The 16,986-nt window shown below is 68.9% G+C and carries 13 protein-coding genes and 1 pseudogene; 9 read left to right on the forward strand and 5 right to left on the reverse strand.

The genetic code is table 11. The annotated features are described in order from the left end of the window. Window positions 1–75: 75 nt before the first annotated feature. On the reverse strand, window positions 76–1,512 hold the full coding sequence (locus tag STRTUCAR8_RS11265; protein ID WP_407705454.1) for a cation:dicarboxylate symporter family transporter: 1,437 nt from the start codon (window positions 1,510–1,512) through the stop codon (window positions 76–78). A gap of 238 nt (window positions 1,513–1,750) precedes the next feature. Here STRTUCAR8_RS11265 and STRTUCAR8_RS11270 point away from each other — a divergent pair, with 238 nt between their 5' ends. Both STRTUCAR8_RS11270 and STRTUCAR8_RS11275 read left to right on the forward strand, forming a co-directional pair. Then, window positions 1,751–3,556: a sensor histidine kinase gene (locus STRTUCAR8_RS11270; protein ID WP_006375788.1), complete on the forward strand. Its 1,806-nt coding sequence runs from the start codon at window positions 1,751–1,753 to the stop codon at window positions 3,554–3,556. Next, on the forward strand, window positions 3,553–4,269 hold the full coding sequence (locus STRTUCAR8_RS11275) for a response regulator (protein ID WP_006375794.1): 717 nt from the start codon (window positions 3,553–3,555) through the stop codon (window positions 4,267–4,269). Before STRTUCAR8_RS11270 ends, STRTUCAR8_RS11275 begins: the two co-directional genes overlap by 4 nt. Window positions 4,270–4,284: 15 nt before the next feature. Here STRTUCAR8_RS11275 and STRTUCAR8_RS11280 read toward each other — a convergent pair whose 3' ends face one another. Then, a complete protein-coding gene (locus STRTUCAR8_RS11280) occupies window positions 4,285–4,863 on the reverse strand; it encodes a hypothetical protein (RefSeq protein WP_006375800.1) in 579 nt (192 codons plus the stop codon). Window positions 4,864–5,025: 162 nt separating this feature from the next. On the opposite strand from STRTUCAR8_RS11280, the gene STRTUCAR8_RS11285 reads away from it, so the two are divergent. From STRTUCAR8_RS11285 to STRTUCAR8_RS11295, 3 genes are read left to right on the forward strand one after another with little or no spacing between them, the layout of a single operon-like run. Further along, the gene (locus STRTUCAR8_RS11285) at window positions 5,026–6,423 is read left to right on the forward strand and encodes an extracellular solute-binding protein (protein ID WP_006375784.1); all 1,398 of its coding nucleotides are present in this window, start codon (window positions 5,026–5,028) and stop codon (window positions 6,421–6,423) included. Beyond that, window positions 6,420–7,340, forward strand: coding sequence for a carbohydrate ABC transporter permease (locus STRTUCAR8_RS11290; RefSeq protein ID WP_006375797.1), 921 nt, complete (start codon window positions 6,420–6,422; stop codon window positions 7,338–7,340). Before STRTUCAR8_RS11285 ends, STRTUCAR8_RS11290 begins: the two co-directional genes overlap by 4 nt. Window position 7,341: 1 nt before the next feature. Continuing rightward, window positions 7,342–8,169 (forward strand): carbohydrate ABC transporter permease, encoded by an 828-nt coding sequence (locus tag STRTUCAR8_RS11295; protein ID WP_006375790.1) that lies wholly within the window; start codon window positions 7,342–7,344, stop codon window positions 8,167–8,169. Between the two features lie 27 nt (window positions 8,170–8,196). Here the strand turns inward: STRTUCAR8_RS11295 and STRTUCAR8_RS11300 are convergent, their stop codons facing one another. Further along, window positions 8,197–10,320, reverse strand: coding sequence for a tetratricopeptide repeat protein (locus STRTUCAR8_RS11300; RefSeq protein ID WP_006375795.1), 2,124 nt, complete (start codon window positions 10,318–10,320; stop codon window positions 8,197–8,199). A gap of 74 nt (window positions 10,321–10,394) precedes the next feature. On the opposite strand from STRTUCAR8_RS11300, the gene STRTUCAR8_RS11305 reads away from it, so the two are divergent. The 3 genes and pseudogenes from STRTUCAR8_RS11305 to STRTUCAR8_RS54095 form a co-directional block, all read left to right on the forward strand. Further along, window positions 10,395–11,273, forward strand: coding sequence for a 5'-methylthioadenosine/S-adenosylhomocysteine nucleosidase family protein (locus STRTUCAR8_RS11305; protein WP_006375793.1), 879 nt, complete (start codon window positions 10,395–10,397; stop codon window positions 11,271–11,273). 187 nt (window positions 11,274–11,460) lie between these two features. Continuing rightward, on the forward strand, window positions 11,461–13,449 hold the full coding sequence (locus STRTUCAR8_RS11310; protein ID WP_078507170.1) for a tetratricopeptide repeat protein: 1,989 nt from the start codon (window positions 11,461–11,463) through the stop codon (window positions 13,447–13,449). Window positions 13,450–13,564: 115 nt separating this feature from the next. Beyond that, window positions 13,565–13,834 (forward strand): annotated as a pseudogene (locus tag STRTUCAR8_RS54095) (Scr1 family TA system antitoxin-like transcriptional regulator); the annotation flags it as partial. 123 nt (window positions 13,835–13,957) lie between these two features. Here STRTUCAR8_RS54095 and STRTUCAR8_RS11315 read toward each other — a convergent pair. Then, window positions 13,958–14,395 carry a PPOX class F420-dependent oxidoreductase gene (locus STRTUCAR8_RS11315; RefSeq protein ID WP_006375802.1) on the reverse strand — a complete coding sequence of 146 codons (438 nt, stop codon included), beginning with the start codon at window positions 14,393–14,395 and terminating at the stop codon, window positions 13,958–13,960. Between the two features lie 532 nt (window positions 14,396–14,927). On the opposite strand from STRTUCAR8_RS11315, the gene STRTUCAR8_RS11320 reads away from it, so the two are divergent. Beyond that, window positions 14,928–15,617: a helix-turn-helix domain-containing protein gene (locus STRTUCAR8_RS11320; protein ID WP_006375796.1), complete on the forward strand. Its 690-nt coding sequence runs from the start codon at window positions 14,928–14,930 to the stop codon at window positions 15,615–15,617. A 103-nt stretch (window positions 15,618–15,720) separates the two neighbouring features. On the opposite strand, the gene STRTUCAR8_RS11325 is transcribed toward STRTUCAR8_RS11320, so the two are convergent. Next, a complete protein-coding gene (locus STRTUCAR8_RS11325; protein ID WP_006375798.1) occupies window positions 15,721–16,746 on the reverse strand; it encodes an ATP-dependent 6-phosphofructokinase in 1,026 nt (341 codons plus the stop codon). Window positions 16,747–16,986: the final 240 nt, after the last annotated feature.

A 16,986-nucleotide genomic window follows, 5' to 3' on the forward strand; every position in this document is an offset into this window, starting at 1 on the left:
ACCCGGAGTCTTCCGGGATCGGCTTTTGAGATTCTCAGTGAGCCGCTGACATCGGTGACAACCGGTGTCAGGCGGTCACGCCTTGGCGAGTTCCTTCTCGCCGCCCTGCTCGGGGATGTCCGCGGAGTCGGAGTCGGCGTCGGTGTCCGGGTGGAAGCCGTCGTTCTCGTCGATGAGCGTCTTCTCGTCGAACGGGTGCTGGCCGGCGAGGACCTCCGCGACGCGCTCCTTGTCGATCTCCTTGGTCCAGGTTCCGATCAGGACCGTGGCGACCGCGTTGCCCGCGAAGTTGGTGAGGGCGCGGGCCTCGCTCATGAAACGGTCGATGCCGACGATCAGACCGAGGCCGTCCACCAGCGCGGGCTTGTGCGACGCGAGACCGCCGGCCAGGGTCGCGAGACCGGCGCCGGTGACACCCGCCGCGCCCTTCGAGGCGACGAGGAGGAAGAGCAGCAGGGGGATCTGCTCACTGACCGCCATCGGCGTACCCATGGCGTCGGCGATGAACAGGGACGCCATGGTCATGTAGATCATGGTGCCGTCGAGGTTGAACGAGTAGCCGGTGGGGACGGTGATGCCCACCACGGGCTTGCTGACGCCCAGGTGTTCCATCTTCGCGATGAGGCGCGGCAGCGCGGACTCGGAGGAGGAGGTCGAGAGGATCAGCAGGAACTCACGGCCCAGGTACTTGAGGAGCGAGAAGATGTTGAGGCCCGTGAAGACCCTCAGCAGCGCGCCGAGCACCAGGAAGACGAAGAGGAAACAGGTGAGGTAGAAGGACAGCATCAGGATGGCGAGCTGCTTGAGCGCGTCGACGCCGGCGGACCCGGTCACCGCGGCCATGGCACCGAACGCGCCGACGGGCGCCGCCCACATCACCATGCCGAGGATGCGGAAGACCAGGCGCTGGATGTGCTCCACACCGCGCATGATCGGCTGGCCGGCCGGGCCCATGGCCTGCAGGGCGAACCCGGCGAGCAGGGCGATGAGCAGCGTCTGGAGGACCTCGGGGACGGTGAAGGCGGAGACGAACGTCGTCGGGATGATCCCGAGGAGGAACTCGGTGGTGTCCTTGGCCTCGGCCGAGACCTGCGCCTGGCCGGTCTCCTTGACGGCGTCGGTCAGCGCGAGGCCGGTGCCCGGCTCGATGATGTTGCCGACGACCAGGCCGATGCCGAGCGCGACGAACGACATGAGCACGAAGTAGCCGAGCGCGATCCCGCCGACCTTGCCGACCTTCGCGGCCTTCCGTACCGAGCCGATGCCGAGCACGATCGTGCAGAAGATGATCGGCGAGATCATCATCTTGATCAGGTTGACGAAGCCGGTTCCGATCGGCTTCAGCTCGACGGCGAAGTCCGGGGCGATCAGACCAACGGCGATACCGGCGGCCACCGCGGCGATGACCGCGATGTAGAGGTAGTGGGTACGGTCCCGCTTGGCGGCGGGTGCGGCAGGTGCCGTTGAGGATGAGGTGGCCACGGCTGCCCTCCTTGACGTCGTCGTCGGCATCACCGGCGTGCGGCTCACGTCCGGGGGATGGGGAGAAAGTTGTGCGGGGATGCGGTTGTGCGGGGAGTGCGATGGTGCGGGGAGTGCGATGGTGCTGCGGGGTCGCGGGCGGCGACCGAAAACAGGCCAAGGCCCGTGAATCGCGTCCCTGCGATGCCGTGACTATCCCCCGCCCTGTGAGGGCGGTCACCCTTCCGTTCATTTAGTTCACGCTTATAAGGAGAGGCAGACTGACAGCATGCGTTTCCCCCGCGTTCCCGGACCCCGCAGCCTGGCCGCCCAGCTGTTCGCGATGCAGGCCGTGCTGATCGCGTTCGTGGTGGCCGGATGTGCGCTGTTCACCTACCTCAGCGACCGCAGCCAGGCCGAGGACGCCGCGGGCCGCCAGGCGATGGCCGTGGCCCGTTCCGTCGCGGACGCCCCCTCGGTGCGGGCGGCGATACTGACCGCCCCGAAGCCGACGACCCTGCTCCAGCCGTACGCCCTCCAGGTGCAGCACCACACGGACGTCGACTTCGTCACGATCATGAACCCCGAGGGCATCCGCTGGACCCACCCCGACAAGCAGCAGATCGGTCAGCGCTTCCTCGGGCACCGGGAGCGCGCGTTGCGCGGCGAGTCGTTCACGGAGGTCTTCTCCGGCACGCTCGGCCCGTCCGTCCGCGCGGTCACACCGATCCACGCCGGTGGCGCGAACAGCGAGATCATCGGGCTGGTCAGCGCGGGTATCCGGGTCGAGGAGATCAGCGCCCGGGTCCAGGACCAGGTCACGGCACTGTTCGGGGTCGCGGCGGGCGCGCTGGCGCTGGGCGCGATCGGCACGTACGTCGTCAACGCGCGCCTGCGCCGCCACACCCACGGGATGAACGCGGCCGAGCTGAGCCGTATGCACGACTACCACCAGGCCGCCCTGCACGCCGTACGCGAGGGGCTGCTGATGCTCGACGGGCAGTACAGGGTGGCGCTGATGAACGACGGCGGGCGGGAGCTGCTGGGCGTCACGGACGAGGGCGAGGTCGTCGGCCGGTCGGTGGCCGAGCTGGGGCTGCCCGCGCCGCTGACGGGCGCGCTGCTGTCGGCCGAGCCGCGCGTCGACGAGGTGCATCTGACCGCCGACCGGGTCCTGGTCGTCAACACCTCCACGGTGTCGAGCGGGGAGCGCCGGGGTACGGTCGTCACCCTGCGCGATGTGACGGAACTCCAGTCCCTGATGGGCGAGTTGGACTCCGAGCGCGGTTTCACGCAGGCGTTGCGCTCACAGGCGCACGAAGCGGCGAACCGCCTCCACACGGTCGTCTCCCTGATCGAGCTGGACCGGGCGGAGGAGGCCGTGGACTTCGCGACCGCCGAACTGGAACTGGCCCAGGCGCTCACCGACCAGGTGGTCGCGGCGGTCAGCGAACCGGTCCTGGCCGCCCTACTGCTCGGCAAGACGGCGCAGGCGAACGAGCGGGGCGTGGAGCTGGTCGTCTCGGAGGACAGCAGCCTCGACGACGGCCTCCTCCCCGACACACTCCCCGCCCGCGACCTCGTCACCATCCTGGGAAACCTGATCGACAACGCGGTGGACGCGGCGCAGGGCAGCGCGGAGAGCGGCCTGGGGCCGTCCCGGGTGACGGTGACGGCGCTGACGGAGGACTCGCTGCTGGTGCTGCGGGTCTCGGACACGGGCGCGGGCGTCGATCCGGCCCACACGGAGGCCGTCTTCCAGCGGGGCTTCACGACCAAACCGGCGGGGCCGGGCGGCCGGGGTCTCGGGCTGGCGCTCGTACGGCAGGCGGTGGCCCGGCACGAGGGGACACTGACGGTGGCCGAGGCCGCGGGCGGCGGGGCGGAGTTCGAGGTACGGCTGCCGTTGCCCAAGGTGGCGGCGCCCGCGCCGACTTCGGGCCCGGCGAGCTCTTCGGACGGCCACACCCCCGCCGAGCCCACCGAACCGACCAAGCTGAACAAGTTGAACAAGCTGGCCGAACCGGCCGAGTCGGCCGAGTCCGCCGAATCGCCTGAGCACGCCGAACCCGCCTTGCCTGGAGGCGACGTATGACCGACCCGAGAGACACCCCGCGCAGGGACACGACGACCGACCCCATCCGCGTCCTCGTCGTGGAGGACGACCCGGTCGCCGCCGACGCGCACGTCATGTACGTGGGCCGGGTGCCCGGGTTCACGGTCGTGGGCAAGGCGCACACAGGCGCGGAGGCGCGGCGCGCGCTGGACCGTACGCCGGTGGACCTGCTTCTGCTCGACTTCCACCTCCCCGACGGACACGGGCTGCAACTGGCCCGCTCGCTGCGCGCGGCGGGCTACCACGCGGACGTGATAGCGGTGACGTCCGCGCGGGACCTGGCGGTCGTCCGGGAGGGGGTCTCACTGGGGGTCGTGCAGTACGTACTGAAGCCGTTCACCTTCGCGACCCTCCGGGACCGGCTGGTGCGCTACGCGGAGTTCCACGCGTCGGCGGGCGAGGCGAGCGGCCAGGACGAGGTCGACCGCGCGCTGGCGACCCTGCGCGCACCGGGCCCCGCCGCCCTCCCCAAGGGCCTGAGCGCCCCCACCCTGGAACGGGTCACGGTGACCCTCCGGGCCAGCACCGGGGGGCTCACCGCGGCCGGGGTCGCCGAGGAGGTCGGCATCTCGCGCATCACGGCCCGGCGCTACCTGGAACACCTGGTGGAGGCGGGACGGGCGGCACGGAACCCGCAGTACGGGCAGGTGGGGCGGCCCGAGCTGCAGTACCGGTGGGTGCGGGGGCAGTAGGGGTACGCCGCCCACTCACGAGCTGGGGCGGGCGTACGTCACCACCTGGGCGGCGAGCCCGACGACACCGATCGCCTCGACGACGGAGAGGACGAGAAGTCCGGCGCCGGCGTGGCCCCCGCCCCAGTAGACGACGAGGCCGGCGAAGGGGACGACACAGAACGCGAGGAGATCCACGGCGAGTTGGACGGCCTTACGGGACCGGCGCCGGGCGTCGGACCGGTGCGCGGACTCCCAGCCGAAGGCGGCCTCGATCCGGGCGAGTTGAGCGAGGCGAGGCCCCAACTCCCCTCTCACATAAGCCCCGATCGCTGAGATCTTCTCGTCGTTGATGAGGTAGGTCCAGCCGAGGACGACACACACGGGCGGCAGCGCGAGCAGCATGACGGGCTGCCTGGCCTGCGCGGCGGCCGCGATGACGGCGGCGACGACGGTGAGGGTGACGTAGAGCAGGTTGTCGCGGAATCCGATACGGGACTTCTGCTCGTCCTTGAGAGTCGCGTACTCGGCGAGCAGGAGCTGCCCGGGGGTGACATCTGATCCAAGCGAGCCAGGTGATCCCGTGGTTCCCGCCGGCTCCGGTGATTCCGGCACGCTCTTCCTCCCGTGATGCGCGATACGCGATGGCGTACGAAGCTGTGCGACGCAATGCGAAGCGAAGCAAACGGTAAGCGCTGCAAGGTCATTGACCTGACTAGACCACTCCTCTTACGTTCGCGAGGCAGCCGTACAGGCTTTCCGAGCCAGTAGGAGGTCGTGCTCGTGCGCCCCACCGCCGCCCGCCCAACTGCACCATTATCCCTGCTCGTTGCCACCCTCACCCTCGCCGCGGGCTCCCTCACCGCCTGCGGCGGCGGCTCCGGAAGTGATCCGGACACGGTGAAGATCTCGTTCAAGCAGTCGACCGACAACTCGGTCAAGGTGATGGACGAGTACCTGACGGACGTCAAGAAGCAGTTCGAGAAGGCCAACCCGGGCAAGAAGGTCGAGTTGGTCCCGATCAAGGCCCCGGACTCGGAGTACTACACCAAGGTCCAGCAGATGCTCCGCTCCCCCAAGACTGCCCCCGACCTGGTCTACGAGGACACGTTCCTCATCAACTCGGACATCACCAGCGGGTACTTGAAGCCGCTGGACGCCTACCTCGCCAAGTGGCCGGACTGGAACCAGTTCATCGACACGGCGAAGACGGCGGCCAGGGCCGAGGACGGCAAGACGTACGGCGTCCCGGACGGCACCGACACACGGGGGCTGTGGTTCGACAAGGGCGTCTTCAGGAAGGCCGGGCTGCCGGAGGCCTGGCAGCCGAAGACGTGGGACGAGGTTCTGTCCGCCGCCCGCACGATCAAGGAGAAGGTCCCGGACGTCATCCCCCTGAACGTCTACACGGGCAAGCCGGTGGGCGAGGCGGCCACGATGCAGGGCTTCGAGATGCTGCTGTACGGGACGGAGGGCTCGGCGGCTTCGGACCCCCTGTACGACGGCTCGTCGAAGAAGTGGATCGCGGGGAGCCAGGCCTTCAAGGACGCGTTGACGTTCGTCGAGACGGTGTACAAGGAGAAGCTGGGCCCGGACGTGTCGGACGCGCTGGACCCCAACGTGGCGACCCGCGCCCGGGGCGAGTGGCTTCCCCAGGGCAAACTGGGCATCAACCTCGACGGCTCCTGGCTCCCCCAGGACTGGCTGCCGGGCAGCGGCCACGAATGGCCCGAGTGGTCGACGAAGCTGGGCCTAGCGGCGATGCCGACCCAGCACGGCCAGGCGCCGGGCAAGGTGAGCATGTCGGGCGGCTGGACCTGGGCGATCCCGGCGAAGGCGAACAACCCTGACCTGTCCTTCGAGTTCGTCAAGACCATGCAGACGAAGGCGAACGCCCAGAAGTGGTACATCGCCAACTCGGGCATCGCCGTCCGGAAGGACGTGGCGGCGGACCCGGCCTACGTCGACGCCCAGCCCGGGATCAAGTTCTTCACGGACCTGGTCGCGAGCACGCACTACCGCCCGGCGTATCCGGCGTACCCGAAGGTCTCGACGGCCGTCCAGGAGGCGATGGAGGGCGTGACGACGGGCGACGCGTCGGTGGAGGAGGCGGCGAGCGCGTACGACGAGGCACTGAAGTCGGCGACGGACGACCAGGTGGTAGAGAAGCCGTGAGTGCGGGTGGGGGTGGGGGTGCGGGTGCGGGTGCGACCGGACATTCCCTGCCCCGAACGCTGCCCCGGACACTGGCCCGTGCGCTTCCGGTCACACCGGCGGTAATTCTGCTTCTCCTCTTCCTCGCCGGCCCGATCGCGTACTGCGCCTACATCGCGTTCACCGACCTGCAGTTGACCGGCCAGGCCACGTCCTCCTTCGTCGGCTTCGAGAACTTCCGTACGGCGTTCAAGGACGAGGCGTTCCTGAACGCCGTATGGCTGACGCTCGTGTTCACCGTCATCTCATCGCTGATCGGCCAGAACACCCTGGGGCTGGCGCTGGCGGCGCTGATGCAGCGCGCGTCGAAGCCGGTGCGGACGCTGGTGGGCGGGATCGTGATCACGGCGTGGGTACTGCCGGAGGTGGTGGCAGGCTTCCTGCTGTACGCCTTCTTCAGGCGGGAGGGCACCCTCAACGCCATCCTGGACTGGCTCCATCTCCCGTCCCAGAACTGGCTGTTCACGCTGCCGATCCTGGCGGTGTCGTTCGCGAACGTGTGGCGGGGTACGGCGTTCTCGATGCTGGTCTACTCGGCGGCCCTGAACGAGATCCCGAAGGAGATCACGGAGGCGGCCGAGGTCGACGGCGCGGGCGGCTGGCGCCGGATGTGGCACATCACGCTCCCGATGATCCGCCGCTCGATCGGCACGAACCTGATGCTGAACACGCTCCAGACCCTGTCGGTCTTCGGCCTGATCTGGGTGATGACGAGGGGCGGCCCCGGGAATCGGAGCCAGACTCTCCCCCTCTTCATGTACGAACAGGCCTTCCAGAAAAGCATGATCGGCTACGGCACGGCGGTGGCCCTGCTGTTGCTGGTGGTCGGCTCGCTGTTCTCGCTGGTGTACATGCGGCTGCTACGGACGGAGGTGTGAGATGCCGTCCCGGCGTATGAATCGAAGGTTGGCGGCCGACACGGGACTTCTGGTCCTGGCTACGGCATTCGTGCTTCCGCTGGTGTGGGTGGTGCTGTCGGCACTGGATCCGAGGGCTGATTTACGAGTACGGGTCCCGGACGGCCTGACGTTCGGAAACTTCGACGCGGTACTGACGGAGGACGTGACGTTCAGGCCGCTGCTCAACAGCCTGCTGCTGTGCGGAGGCGGGACTGCGTTGACGGTGGTGTGTGCGGCGCTGGCCGCCTATCCGCTGTCGCGATTCCGGTCGCGGTTCAATCGACCGTTCCTGCTGACGATTCTGTTCGCCACGTGTCTCCCGATCACGGCGATCATGGTGCCCGTGTACGCGCTCTTCGTCCGGGTGAACCTGATCGACACCATGCAGGGCACGATCTTCTTCTTCGCCGCTTCCCAACTCCCGTTCGCTGTGTGGCTGATGAAGAACTTCATGGACGGGGTACCGAGAGAGCTGGAGGAGGCGGCGTGGACGGACGGGGCGTCGGCTCTTCAGTCCCTGGTACGGATCGTGCTGCCGCTGATGGGGCCGGGGGTGGCGGTGGTGACCGTCTTCTCGTTCGTGATGATGTGGGGAAACTTCTTCGTCCCGTTCATGTTGCTGCTTACGCCGGATCAGATGCCGGCGAGCGTGAGCATCAACGACTTCTTCGGGAACCGGGGGACGGTTGTTTATGGGCAGTTGGCCGCGTTCTCGGTTATTTATTCGACGCCGGTGATTTTGTTGTATGTGGTGGTGGCTAGGCGGGTGGGCGGGGGGTTTGCGCTGGGTGGGGCGGTTAAGGGGTGAGGGTCGCAGCGTCAGCGACTGCGGTCCCTACTCTTTGGCCCAGATACGGGCTTGGTCGGCTTCGGCGGTGGCGCCGGCCATCGTGTAGGCGTCCGCGGCCTGAAGCCAGCAGGCACGCGCCTCGACGGGACGATCGGCGGACGCGTGCATGAGGGCCAGGTTGTGCCTGACGTGGCCCGTCCAGTACCAGTCCTCAAACTCCCGGTATACCTGCAGCGCTGTGCCATGCGCCTCGAACGCCTCACTCGTTCGGCCCGCATCCTGCAAGGCGACGCCGAGGTTGTGCCACGCTTGGGCCTCGCGGTGACGGTCTCCGACAACCTGGAACAGGTCACGGGCCCGAGTGAGAGCTTCGATCGCCTCCTCGAACTGGTCCGCCCTCTCCAGGGCATTACCGAGGTTGTTCCAGGCGGCGGCCTCGCCTTGACGATCCTCGACTGCCAGGTACAGTTCGCGGGCGTGGGTGTGCGCAATGATCGCTTCCCCCACCCGGTTTACGCCCTCCAGGGCGATACCGAGGTAGCCCCACGCTATGGCCTCGCCATGTTTGTTCCCAACAGCCTGGTACAGGTCGCGGGCGCAGGTGTGTGCCTCTATCGTCTCTTCCGTCGCCCCACTCGCCTCCCTCAGGACACGGCCGAGGTTGTTCCAGGCGGCGGCCTCGCCCTGGCGGTCCTCGGAGCTGCGAGCGGCCTCAAGCGCGAGCCGCCCCACTGACACCCCATCGTCGAAGTACCGCCGCCAGCCGAGGTATTCCGCCAAGCATCCGGCCAACCTCACCGCCGCGCCCGCGAATCGCTCCCGCTCCGCCCACCCCACCGCCGCCACCAGACCCGCACGTTCTCCGTCCAGCCATTCCAGCCCCTCCCCCCGGCCCGCAAACCGCCCTGGCACTGACATCCCCGGAAACCACCGCAACCAGCCATCCGCCCCCTGGGCCCATTCGTAGTAGAAGTTCAGCACCCGCTCGCGGGCAACCTCCCCCTCCTCCACCAGCCCCGCGTCCCCTGCCGATACACCGACCCCGAACGCCCGAACCAAGTCATGCAACCGCCACCGCCGCCGACCGCCGGTCCTCCCGCATTCGACCAGGTGTGCACGAACCAATTCCTCCAGCGCGTGCAGCGGAGGAACATCCGTCCCGAGGAGTGCGGCAACGACCTCCCCGCTCGCATCGGACCCTGGCGCCAGGGCCAGGAGACGCAGCAGGCGCGCGTGTTCAGGGATCAGTCGTCTGTACGACAGGTCGAAGGCAGCGCGGACGCTGCGCTCGCCGTCATTGAGGTGGCCGAGCACGTCGCGGGACGCGGCCAGTTCCGCGATGAGCTCGGCGACGGGCTTGTCCCGGTCCACCACCAGAAGCGCCGCGGCGATCTGGAGGGCCAGTGGCAAGTGCCCGCAGAGCGCTGCAAGGCGTGCTGCTTCCTCCGGTCTGTCCGCGACGCGACTGTCCGCCGGGTAGGCGATCCGCAGGGCACGATCGAGGAGGGTGTAGGCCTCTTCCGGCGTCAGCTCGTCCAACGCCACTAGGCGAGCGCCCAGTTGAGGCAGCCGATCGCGGGAAGTGACCAGCAGCCGGTGCCCCGAGAAGCCGCCAGGAAGGAGGGGCCGCACCTGGCCGGGGGAAGACGCGTTGTCCGCGAGAATCAATACGGCCCCGCGTTGCCGGGCACGGTCGGCGAGGGCAGAACGGTAGAGGGCGGCACGTACGTCCAGCCCGGCTGGCACGTCTTTCGGCTCCGTACCCAGTGCCCATAGCAGTGCCTCCAGGGCCTGATCCCCTTTGACGGGTTCTTCGTCGTACCCGTGCAGGTCCACGAAGAGCACCCCGCCTGGGAACCACCCCTTCGCGCACGCCGCGTGTCCCGCCTGCACTGCGAGTTCGGTCTTGCCGATGCCGCCAAGGCCCGAGACGGCCGCGATTACTGCCGTCTTCGAACCGTCCTCGGAGGCACACATGGTCGGGTCGAACACCGCTAATATTTCCTGCAGTTCGGCGCTGCGTCCGGTGAAACCAACTGCAGGCGCGGGAAGGGCGTCCAGCGCACTGGGCACCGACGAGTGCTCGCGGCACATGGCTTTCGCCATCAAGGAGCCCGCGACAGTGGCACCTCGCAAGTCGATGTGGTCGCCCTCGTACTCGGTTGCCATGGTGCCGTCCGTCCCCCGCGCCGCCTTCGCACATCGCGTGACATAACGGTACGCCTACCAAGTACCGTAGAAACGTGCCGGAGACAAAGAGAACCGTTGCCGTCCTCACCGCGCTGTCGCTGGAGTGCGACGCAGTGCGGGAGCACCTCACGGACATCGAGACGCTCACCCACCCGCGCTACGGAACCAAGGCCAAGCTGGGCCAACTCCCGGGCGCGCCTTGGCAGGTGGTCCTCGTAAACATGGGCGAGGGCACACTCACGGCGGCCACGCTCACCGAGCGCGTACTGACGTGGCTGGACCCCGAGGCCGTGCTGGTCGTCGGTGTCGCGGGTGGCCTCAAGGACGACATCGTGATCGGCGACGTCGTGATCGCGACGAAGGTGTACTCGATCCACGGGGGCAAGCAGACCCCCGACGGCTTCCTGGTCCGCCCGGAGGCCTGGAAAGCGTCTCACCGCCTGGAACAGGCGGCCAAGGAGGCGCTGGAGGACCCGACGGGCTTCCGGGCGCACTTCAAGCCGATCGCCGTGGGAGACGTGGTCCTCGCGGACAGGAAGTCCGAGCTCGCCCAGCACATCCATCGGCACTACAACGACGCCGTCGCCATCGAAATGGAGAGTTCCGGCGTGGCCCAGGCGGTCCATCTCGCCGGTGAGGCGGGCGCGTTGATCATCCGGGGCATCAGTGACAAGGCCGACCCGAACAAGTCCGGTGACGACGAGGCGGGTTCGCAACCCCGGGCAGCAGCGAACGCGGCAGCGGCGGCCGTTGCCGTACTCCGAGAACTGGCCCCGAAACAGTTGCCCGGCCAGGCGGCCACCGACCCCCGGGAGGGTCCTTTTCGCGGCCCGACGTACGGAGGAGATCACATCGACCTCCGGGGAGGCACGTTCAACGGCACCTTCATCGCCAAGCAAGTCGGGCACCGCCCCGCCGGCGACGGACGATAGCCCGGACACGAGACTCGGCGCAGGAGTCCACTCCCACGGCCCGGTCCCCTCGGCGACCGCCACCCTCCCGCCCCGCCCCTTCGGCTTCACAGGCCGATCGGCAGAACTGGGCCGCCTGTTGCCCCACCTCGATCCCGCCTCGAACGGTGCCGCCGCGCTCCCTCTCCTCATCTTCGCCGTCACGGGCATGGGCGGCATCGGCAAGACGGCGCTGGCCGTCGAGGCGGCACACCAGGCCTGCGCGCGGGCCTGGTTCCCCGGCGGCGCGCTCTTCGTCGACCTCCGCGGCTACGACGACGACCCGGTCACCGCCGACCAGGCGGTCCTGGCCCTGCTCGACGCCCTCGGCGTACGAGGCCCGGAGCTGCCGCCATCCACCGCACGCCAGTACGACGCCTACCGCCAACTCCTCGCCGAGCGGCAGGACCGGATGCTGCTGATCCTGGACAACGCCTCGGACCCGGCCCAGTACCTCCCCTTGCTCCCCGGCACGGACCACCACCGGGTACTGATCACCTCCCGCGACCGCCCGGACTCCCTCCCAGGCGTCCGCCTCATCGACCTGGAGGCGCTCCCTCCGGAGGACTCCGCAGCGCTCATCACCCGCGCCCTCCACGATGCCGACGAACGCGACGACCGCCCGGCCCGCGAACCGGACGCCCTCCGCGAACTGAGCGCCCTCTGCGGCCACTTGCCGCTCGCTCTCCAGATCGCGGCCGCGATGCTGCGCCGCCGTCGTCACCGCGGTATCGCCTCCCTGGTGACCGAGATCAAGCAGGCCGATGACCCAACTGCCGTACTGGACAACGGCACCCGAGGCACCGACCTGTACGGCCGCTCCCTCGCCCTCCGCCCGATCCTGGAGACCTCGTACCGCCGCCTCCCACCCGACCAGGCCCGCCTGCTGCGCCTGCTCGCCCTCGCACCGGGCCCGGACGCCGGCGCGGACGCGGTGGCCGCCCTGACCGACCTCGCCACGGAGGCCGCTCTGAGCCTCTTGGAGGACCTGGCCGCCACGCACCTCGTCACCCCGGTCAGGGCTGATGACGGTTCGGATGCCGGCGTGCGGTGGCGGTTGCACGACTTGGTGCGGGTGTTCGGGGTGGGTGTGGTGGCGGGGGACGTGGGGTTGGTGGAGGAGGGGGAAGCGGCTCGGGGGCGGGTGCTGGGTTTCTATTTCGCATGGGCGGCGGCAGCTGACCGCTGGATGCGGTGGTTGCCGGGGAAGGCAGCGCCCGGGCAGTTTGAGGCGCGGGGGGATGCCTTGGCATGGCTGGATGAGGAGCGGGCGGGATTGGTGGCGGCCGTGCAGTGGGCGAAGGAGGAACGGCACTCGGTCCCTGCGGTGCGGCTTGCCATGTGTCTGGGGGAATACCTGAACTGGCGGCGGTTCTTCGATGACGGGATTGCCGTCGCCTTAGCCGCCAGCGAGAGCGCCCGACGCGTCGGCGATCTCGACCGTGAGGCAAGGGCGTGGACCAGTCTCGGCCTCGCCATGTGGCAGGTGGGCCGGGTGGAAGAGGCCATCAACGCCCACACCCGCGCCCGCGACCTGTACCAAGGCGTAATGGCCCGCACCGGCGAGAGTGCGGCGTGGAACAACCTCGGCCTCGCCTTACGGCAGGCCGACCGGGTGGAAGAGGCCATCGACGCCTACGCCCGTGCCCGCGACCTATGTCAGGCAGTCGGAGACCGCCATCGTGAAGGCACAACATGGAACAACCTCGGCCTCGCCCTGCGGCAGGCGGACCGCGTGGAAGAGGCCATCGACGCGCACACCCGCGCTCATAACCTCTACCGGGCCGCTGGAGACCGCCATGGCGAGGGCAGAGCGTGGACCAACCTCGGCCTCGCCCTGGAGAAGGCGGGCCGAGTGGAAGAAGCGGTCGAGGCATATCACAAGGATTTGGAAATCTGCCGGGAGTTCGAGGACTGGTACGGGGCGGGGGAAACCCTTTGCATTCTCGCCCTCGCTCACCGGGCAGCCCACCGAGCGGCCGAGACTCTCGCCGCCTGGCTCCAGGCCGCCGCCTCCTTCACCCAGGCCGGCGCCACCAAAGAAGCCGCCGAAGCCCGGGCACGGGCGGAAGAAGCCGAAGACGCAGCAGTACAGGAACAACCGCCAGCTCTGTCCCCGTCCCAACCTCAGCCCCCACCATTCGCTGCCCTCGAATAAGCCCCGGCCCCCTTCCCTGGCAAGACCGCCCATATCCGCGTCCCACCTCCCGGCTCCCGCGCCTCCCCGAACCCCCACTCCGAGACGGCCACCGATGCGGACATGACGAACTCCCTTGCAGAACAACGGACATGACGGTGCCGACGTACGCCCCGACCAGGAGCACGACAACATCGGCGTACGCGTGATCCCCTTCAAGGCAGGGGCGTTTCCCGGCGCCGGGCAAGCGGTGATCTACACCGAAGGCCCTCTCCCCCAGCTCGACACCGTGGAGTTGGACTCCGCGCACGGCCCCGAGTTCACCCACGGTCAGTCCCAACTCGACAGGTACCGTGCTCACTTGGACTGGACGGAAGCCGCGTCACTCACGCGCAGCGCATCGCGCGACTTCATCCATGGCCAGGAAGACACCTACCTCACCGACACCCGCGAAGCCCTCCGCACCCTCATCCAGGACATCAAGGCCGGCAAAGGCAGAACACCTCCTCTGACTGCGCCCAGCCCCCGCCTACACCTCAGGCAGCACCCCGGGCCGGAACGGCTCCACCCCCACCACCCGCCGCACCCGCGTCACCTCGATGAGCAGCATCACGCGCCGCTCCCCCGGCAGCAGCCACGGGTACCGGTCCTCGCCGATGTACTTCTTGGTGAGCCGGTCCATGGAACGTTCCGCCTCCTCGCCCTCCACGAACCGCACCACCCGCCCCCGGATCTCCGCACGGTCGTACGGGTTCTCGGGGTCGTGGTGGGAGAGGGAGACGTTCGGGTTGCGGCGGAGGTTCTCCTCCTTCACGCGACCGATGGCCGTGTTGACCATGACGTGGTCGCCCTCCATGTCCACCCACATCGGCGACACCTGCGGCATGCCATCGGCTCCGACCGTCGCGAGGTGCCAGAAGTTCGGGGCCAGCAACCGCTCCCGTATATGCCCCTCTACCTTCCGCACCCCCGCTTCCGCCCCGACCCCTGCCCCTGCCTCTACCCCGTGCCCCTGCTCCGCCTTGCCGCTCACGCGACCACCGCCCTCCGAGGCCACCCACCCGGCCCCACCGTGTCCGCCACCCCCGCACCGCAAGGATCGCGCCGCAACTACTCACCAGTACCGGCCAGTTACCCACCCAGTCGAGCCCCCGACCGTACCGCACGGGTCTTCGACGCACGCCCGCACGCTCGACGGCCCCCGCCACCCCGAAGCACCCCGACACCGCACTCACGACCGACGGACACGCGCGCATATGCCCCGCCACCTTGCCGTTCGCATGATCCCCGCCGCGGACAACCCCGGCCGGGGCGCAACCGAGGTATCACCCCACAGCCTCCAGCCGCGCCGGACCACCGGCCCACACCACCCCCGGAACGCCCGTCCAGCCGTAGCTTCCTACAATCCGTGATTGTGGCCGAACAGACCGTAGTCACCGCCGCCCGGCGCCCCTAGCTTGTGGCGCGTGCGCCGACCCTCAGTTCCGTCCCCACCGCCCATGCCGCCGACCCCGCCCTTCGACGCCCACGCCGCCCGCAGACTCCGTACGGCCCTCGGAATGGGCCCCGAACACGTCGCGTACGGGATGCGGGTCTCGTACGGGCTGCCGTACATCACGCCCGACCACGTGATCGCCTGGGAACGCAGCATCATGGCCCCCGGAGCGAATGAACTCACCGCTCTCGCCGGGGTGTTGTGGTGTGCGCCCTGCGAACTCATCGGCCGCCCGCACACCTTGCGCGAGCACCGCGCCGCACGCGGGCTCAGCGCCGAGGACGTCGCCCGGGCCGTCGGGCTCGAACTCCTCGTCTACGCACGGATGGAGGAGAGCGGAGAGTGGCGCGGCTCCGAGCGGCAGTCCGTGATTCTCGCCGAGGTGCTCGAACTCTCGCTCCCCGACTTCATCTCCCTCACCGGCCTCGACGGCAGGCTCGCCGGCCTGCTGCGCAGCGCGGTCACGACGCGCTGGCAGGCGTACGTCCGCCCCGTCAACAAGATGGTGCCGCTGAACCGGCGCGTCCTGGAGAGCACCCTCCAGGAGCTGCACCGCTACTACCAGGGGCAGATGGCCGCCACCCTGACCTGGGCGGACGGCTCCGCGGCGACCCAGGCGAGCCACATCGGACGCGACTTCCTCGACCGGATCGTGGAGCACTTCTGGGCGAGGGTCGAGAGCAGCGCTCCCTGAAACCGCAGCCCCTCAGGCACTCAGACTCTCAGCCCAACCCGCCCAAGTCCCCCGCCCCGCCCCACTCCACCTCGCCTGAGCCGCGCCCCGCCTCATCAGTCGGCTAGAAAACCGACTCCGCCTCGTCCATCCGGTCCTTCGGGACCGTCTTCAGCTCCATGACCGCCTCCGCAAGCGGCACCATCACCACGTCCGTCCCGCGCAGCGCCGTCATCCGCCCGAACTGGCCCTGGTGCGCGGCCTCCACAGCGTGCCAGCCGAACCGGGTCGCGAGAACGCGGTCGTACGCGGTGGGCGTGCCGCCGCGCTGGATGTGGCCGAGGATGACCGGCTTGGCCTCCTTGCCGAGCCGTCGTTCCAGCTCGTACGCCAGTGCCGTACCGATGCCCTGGAAGCGCTCGTGGCCGAACTGGTCGATCGCGCCGTGGCCGTAGTCCATGCTGCCCTCGGCGGGGTGCGCGCCCTCGGCGACGCAGATGACCGCGAACTTCTTGCCGCGCGCGAACCGCTCCTCGACCATCTTCACGAGCAGCGCGGGGTCGAACGGGCGCTCGGGGAGGCAGATGCCGTGGGCGCCGGCCGCCATACCGGACTCCAGGGCGATCCAGCCCGCGTGCCGCCCCATGACCTCGACGACCATCACGCGCTGATGCGACTCGGCGGTCGTCTTGAGGCGGTCCATCGCCTCCGTCGCGACACCCACCGCCGTGTCGAAGCCGAACGTACGGTCCGTCGCCGAGATGTCGTTGTCGATCGTCTTCGGGACGCCGACCACCGGCAGGCCCGCGTCGCTCAGCATCCGGGCCGCCGTCAGCGTGCCCTCGCCACCGATCGGGATCAGCGCGTCGATGCCGAACTCGTGGATCATGTCGGAGGCGTTCTCGCAGGCCTCACGCAACCGGTCGCGCTGGAGACGGGAGGAACCGAGGATGGTTCCGCCGCGGGCGAGGATGCCACTGACGTCGTCGAGGTCGAGGGCGCGGTAGCGGCCGTCGAGCAGCCCGGCGTAACCGTCCTCGAAGCCGATGACCTCGTCGTCGTACTGCGTGACCGCCCGGTGGACGACCGACCGGATCACTGCGTTCAGGCCGGGGCAGTCGCCGCCTGCGGTGAGAACTCCGATACGCATCGTGCTGTGTCTCCTGCTCGCTGTGATCACTGTGAGCGCGGTGCTGACTCTGATGGCTCAGATGACGCGGATGGCTCTGATGGCTTTGCTCGTTCTGATCGTTCTGATCGCTTTTGATACCTGTGAGCCACTCCAATTGTTCCACGCCCCGGCCGGACCCTGGATCCTGACCGCCCCCCACCGGGCTGACCGGCGCCTTAACCAGCGGCGCGGGTACTGTCAAGAGGCCCGAACAGTCCA

Source organism: Streptomyces turgidiscabies Car8, assembly GCF_000331005.1.
Lineage (GTDB): Bacteria > Actinomycetota > Actinomycetes > Streptomycetales > Streptomycetaceae > Streptomyces > Streptomyces turgidiscabies.

Coding starts and splice junctions, on each gene's coding strand:
- STRTUCAR8_RS11265 (WP_407705454.1), bottom strand. CDS start 1,512: ATGCCGACGACGACGTCAAGGAGGGCAGCCGTGGCCACCTCATCCTCA.
- STRTUCAR8_RS11270 (WP_006375788.1), top strand. CDS start 1,751: ATGCGTTTCCCCCGCGTTCCCGGACCCCGCAGCCTGGCCGCCCAGCTG.
- STRTUCAR8_RS11275 (WP_006375794.1), top strand. CDS start 3,553: ATGACCGACCCGAGAGACACCCCGCGCAGGGACACGACGACCGACCCC.
- STRTUCAR8_RS11295 (WP_006375790.1), top strand. CDS start 7,342: ATGCCGTCCCGGCGTATGAATCGAAGGTTGGCGGCCGACACGGGACTT.
- STRTUCAR8_RS11300 (WP_006375795.1), bottom strand. CDS start 10,320: ATGGCAACCGAGTACGAGGGCGACCACATCGACTTGCGAGGTGCCACT.
- STRTUCAR8_RS11310 (WP_078507170.1), top strand. CDS start 11,461: ATGGGCGGCATCGGCAAGACGGCGCTGGCCGTCGAGGCGGCACACCAG.
- STRTUCAR8_RS11320 (WP_006375796.1), top strand. CDS start 14,928: ATGCCGCCGACCCCGCCCTTCGACGCCCACGCCGCCCGCAGACTCCGT.
- STRTUCAR8_RS11325 (WP_006375798.1), bottom strand. CDS start 16,746: ATGCGTATCGGAGTTCTCACCGCAGGCGGCGACTGCCCCGGCCTGAAC.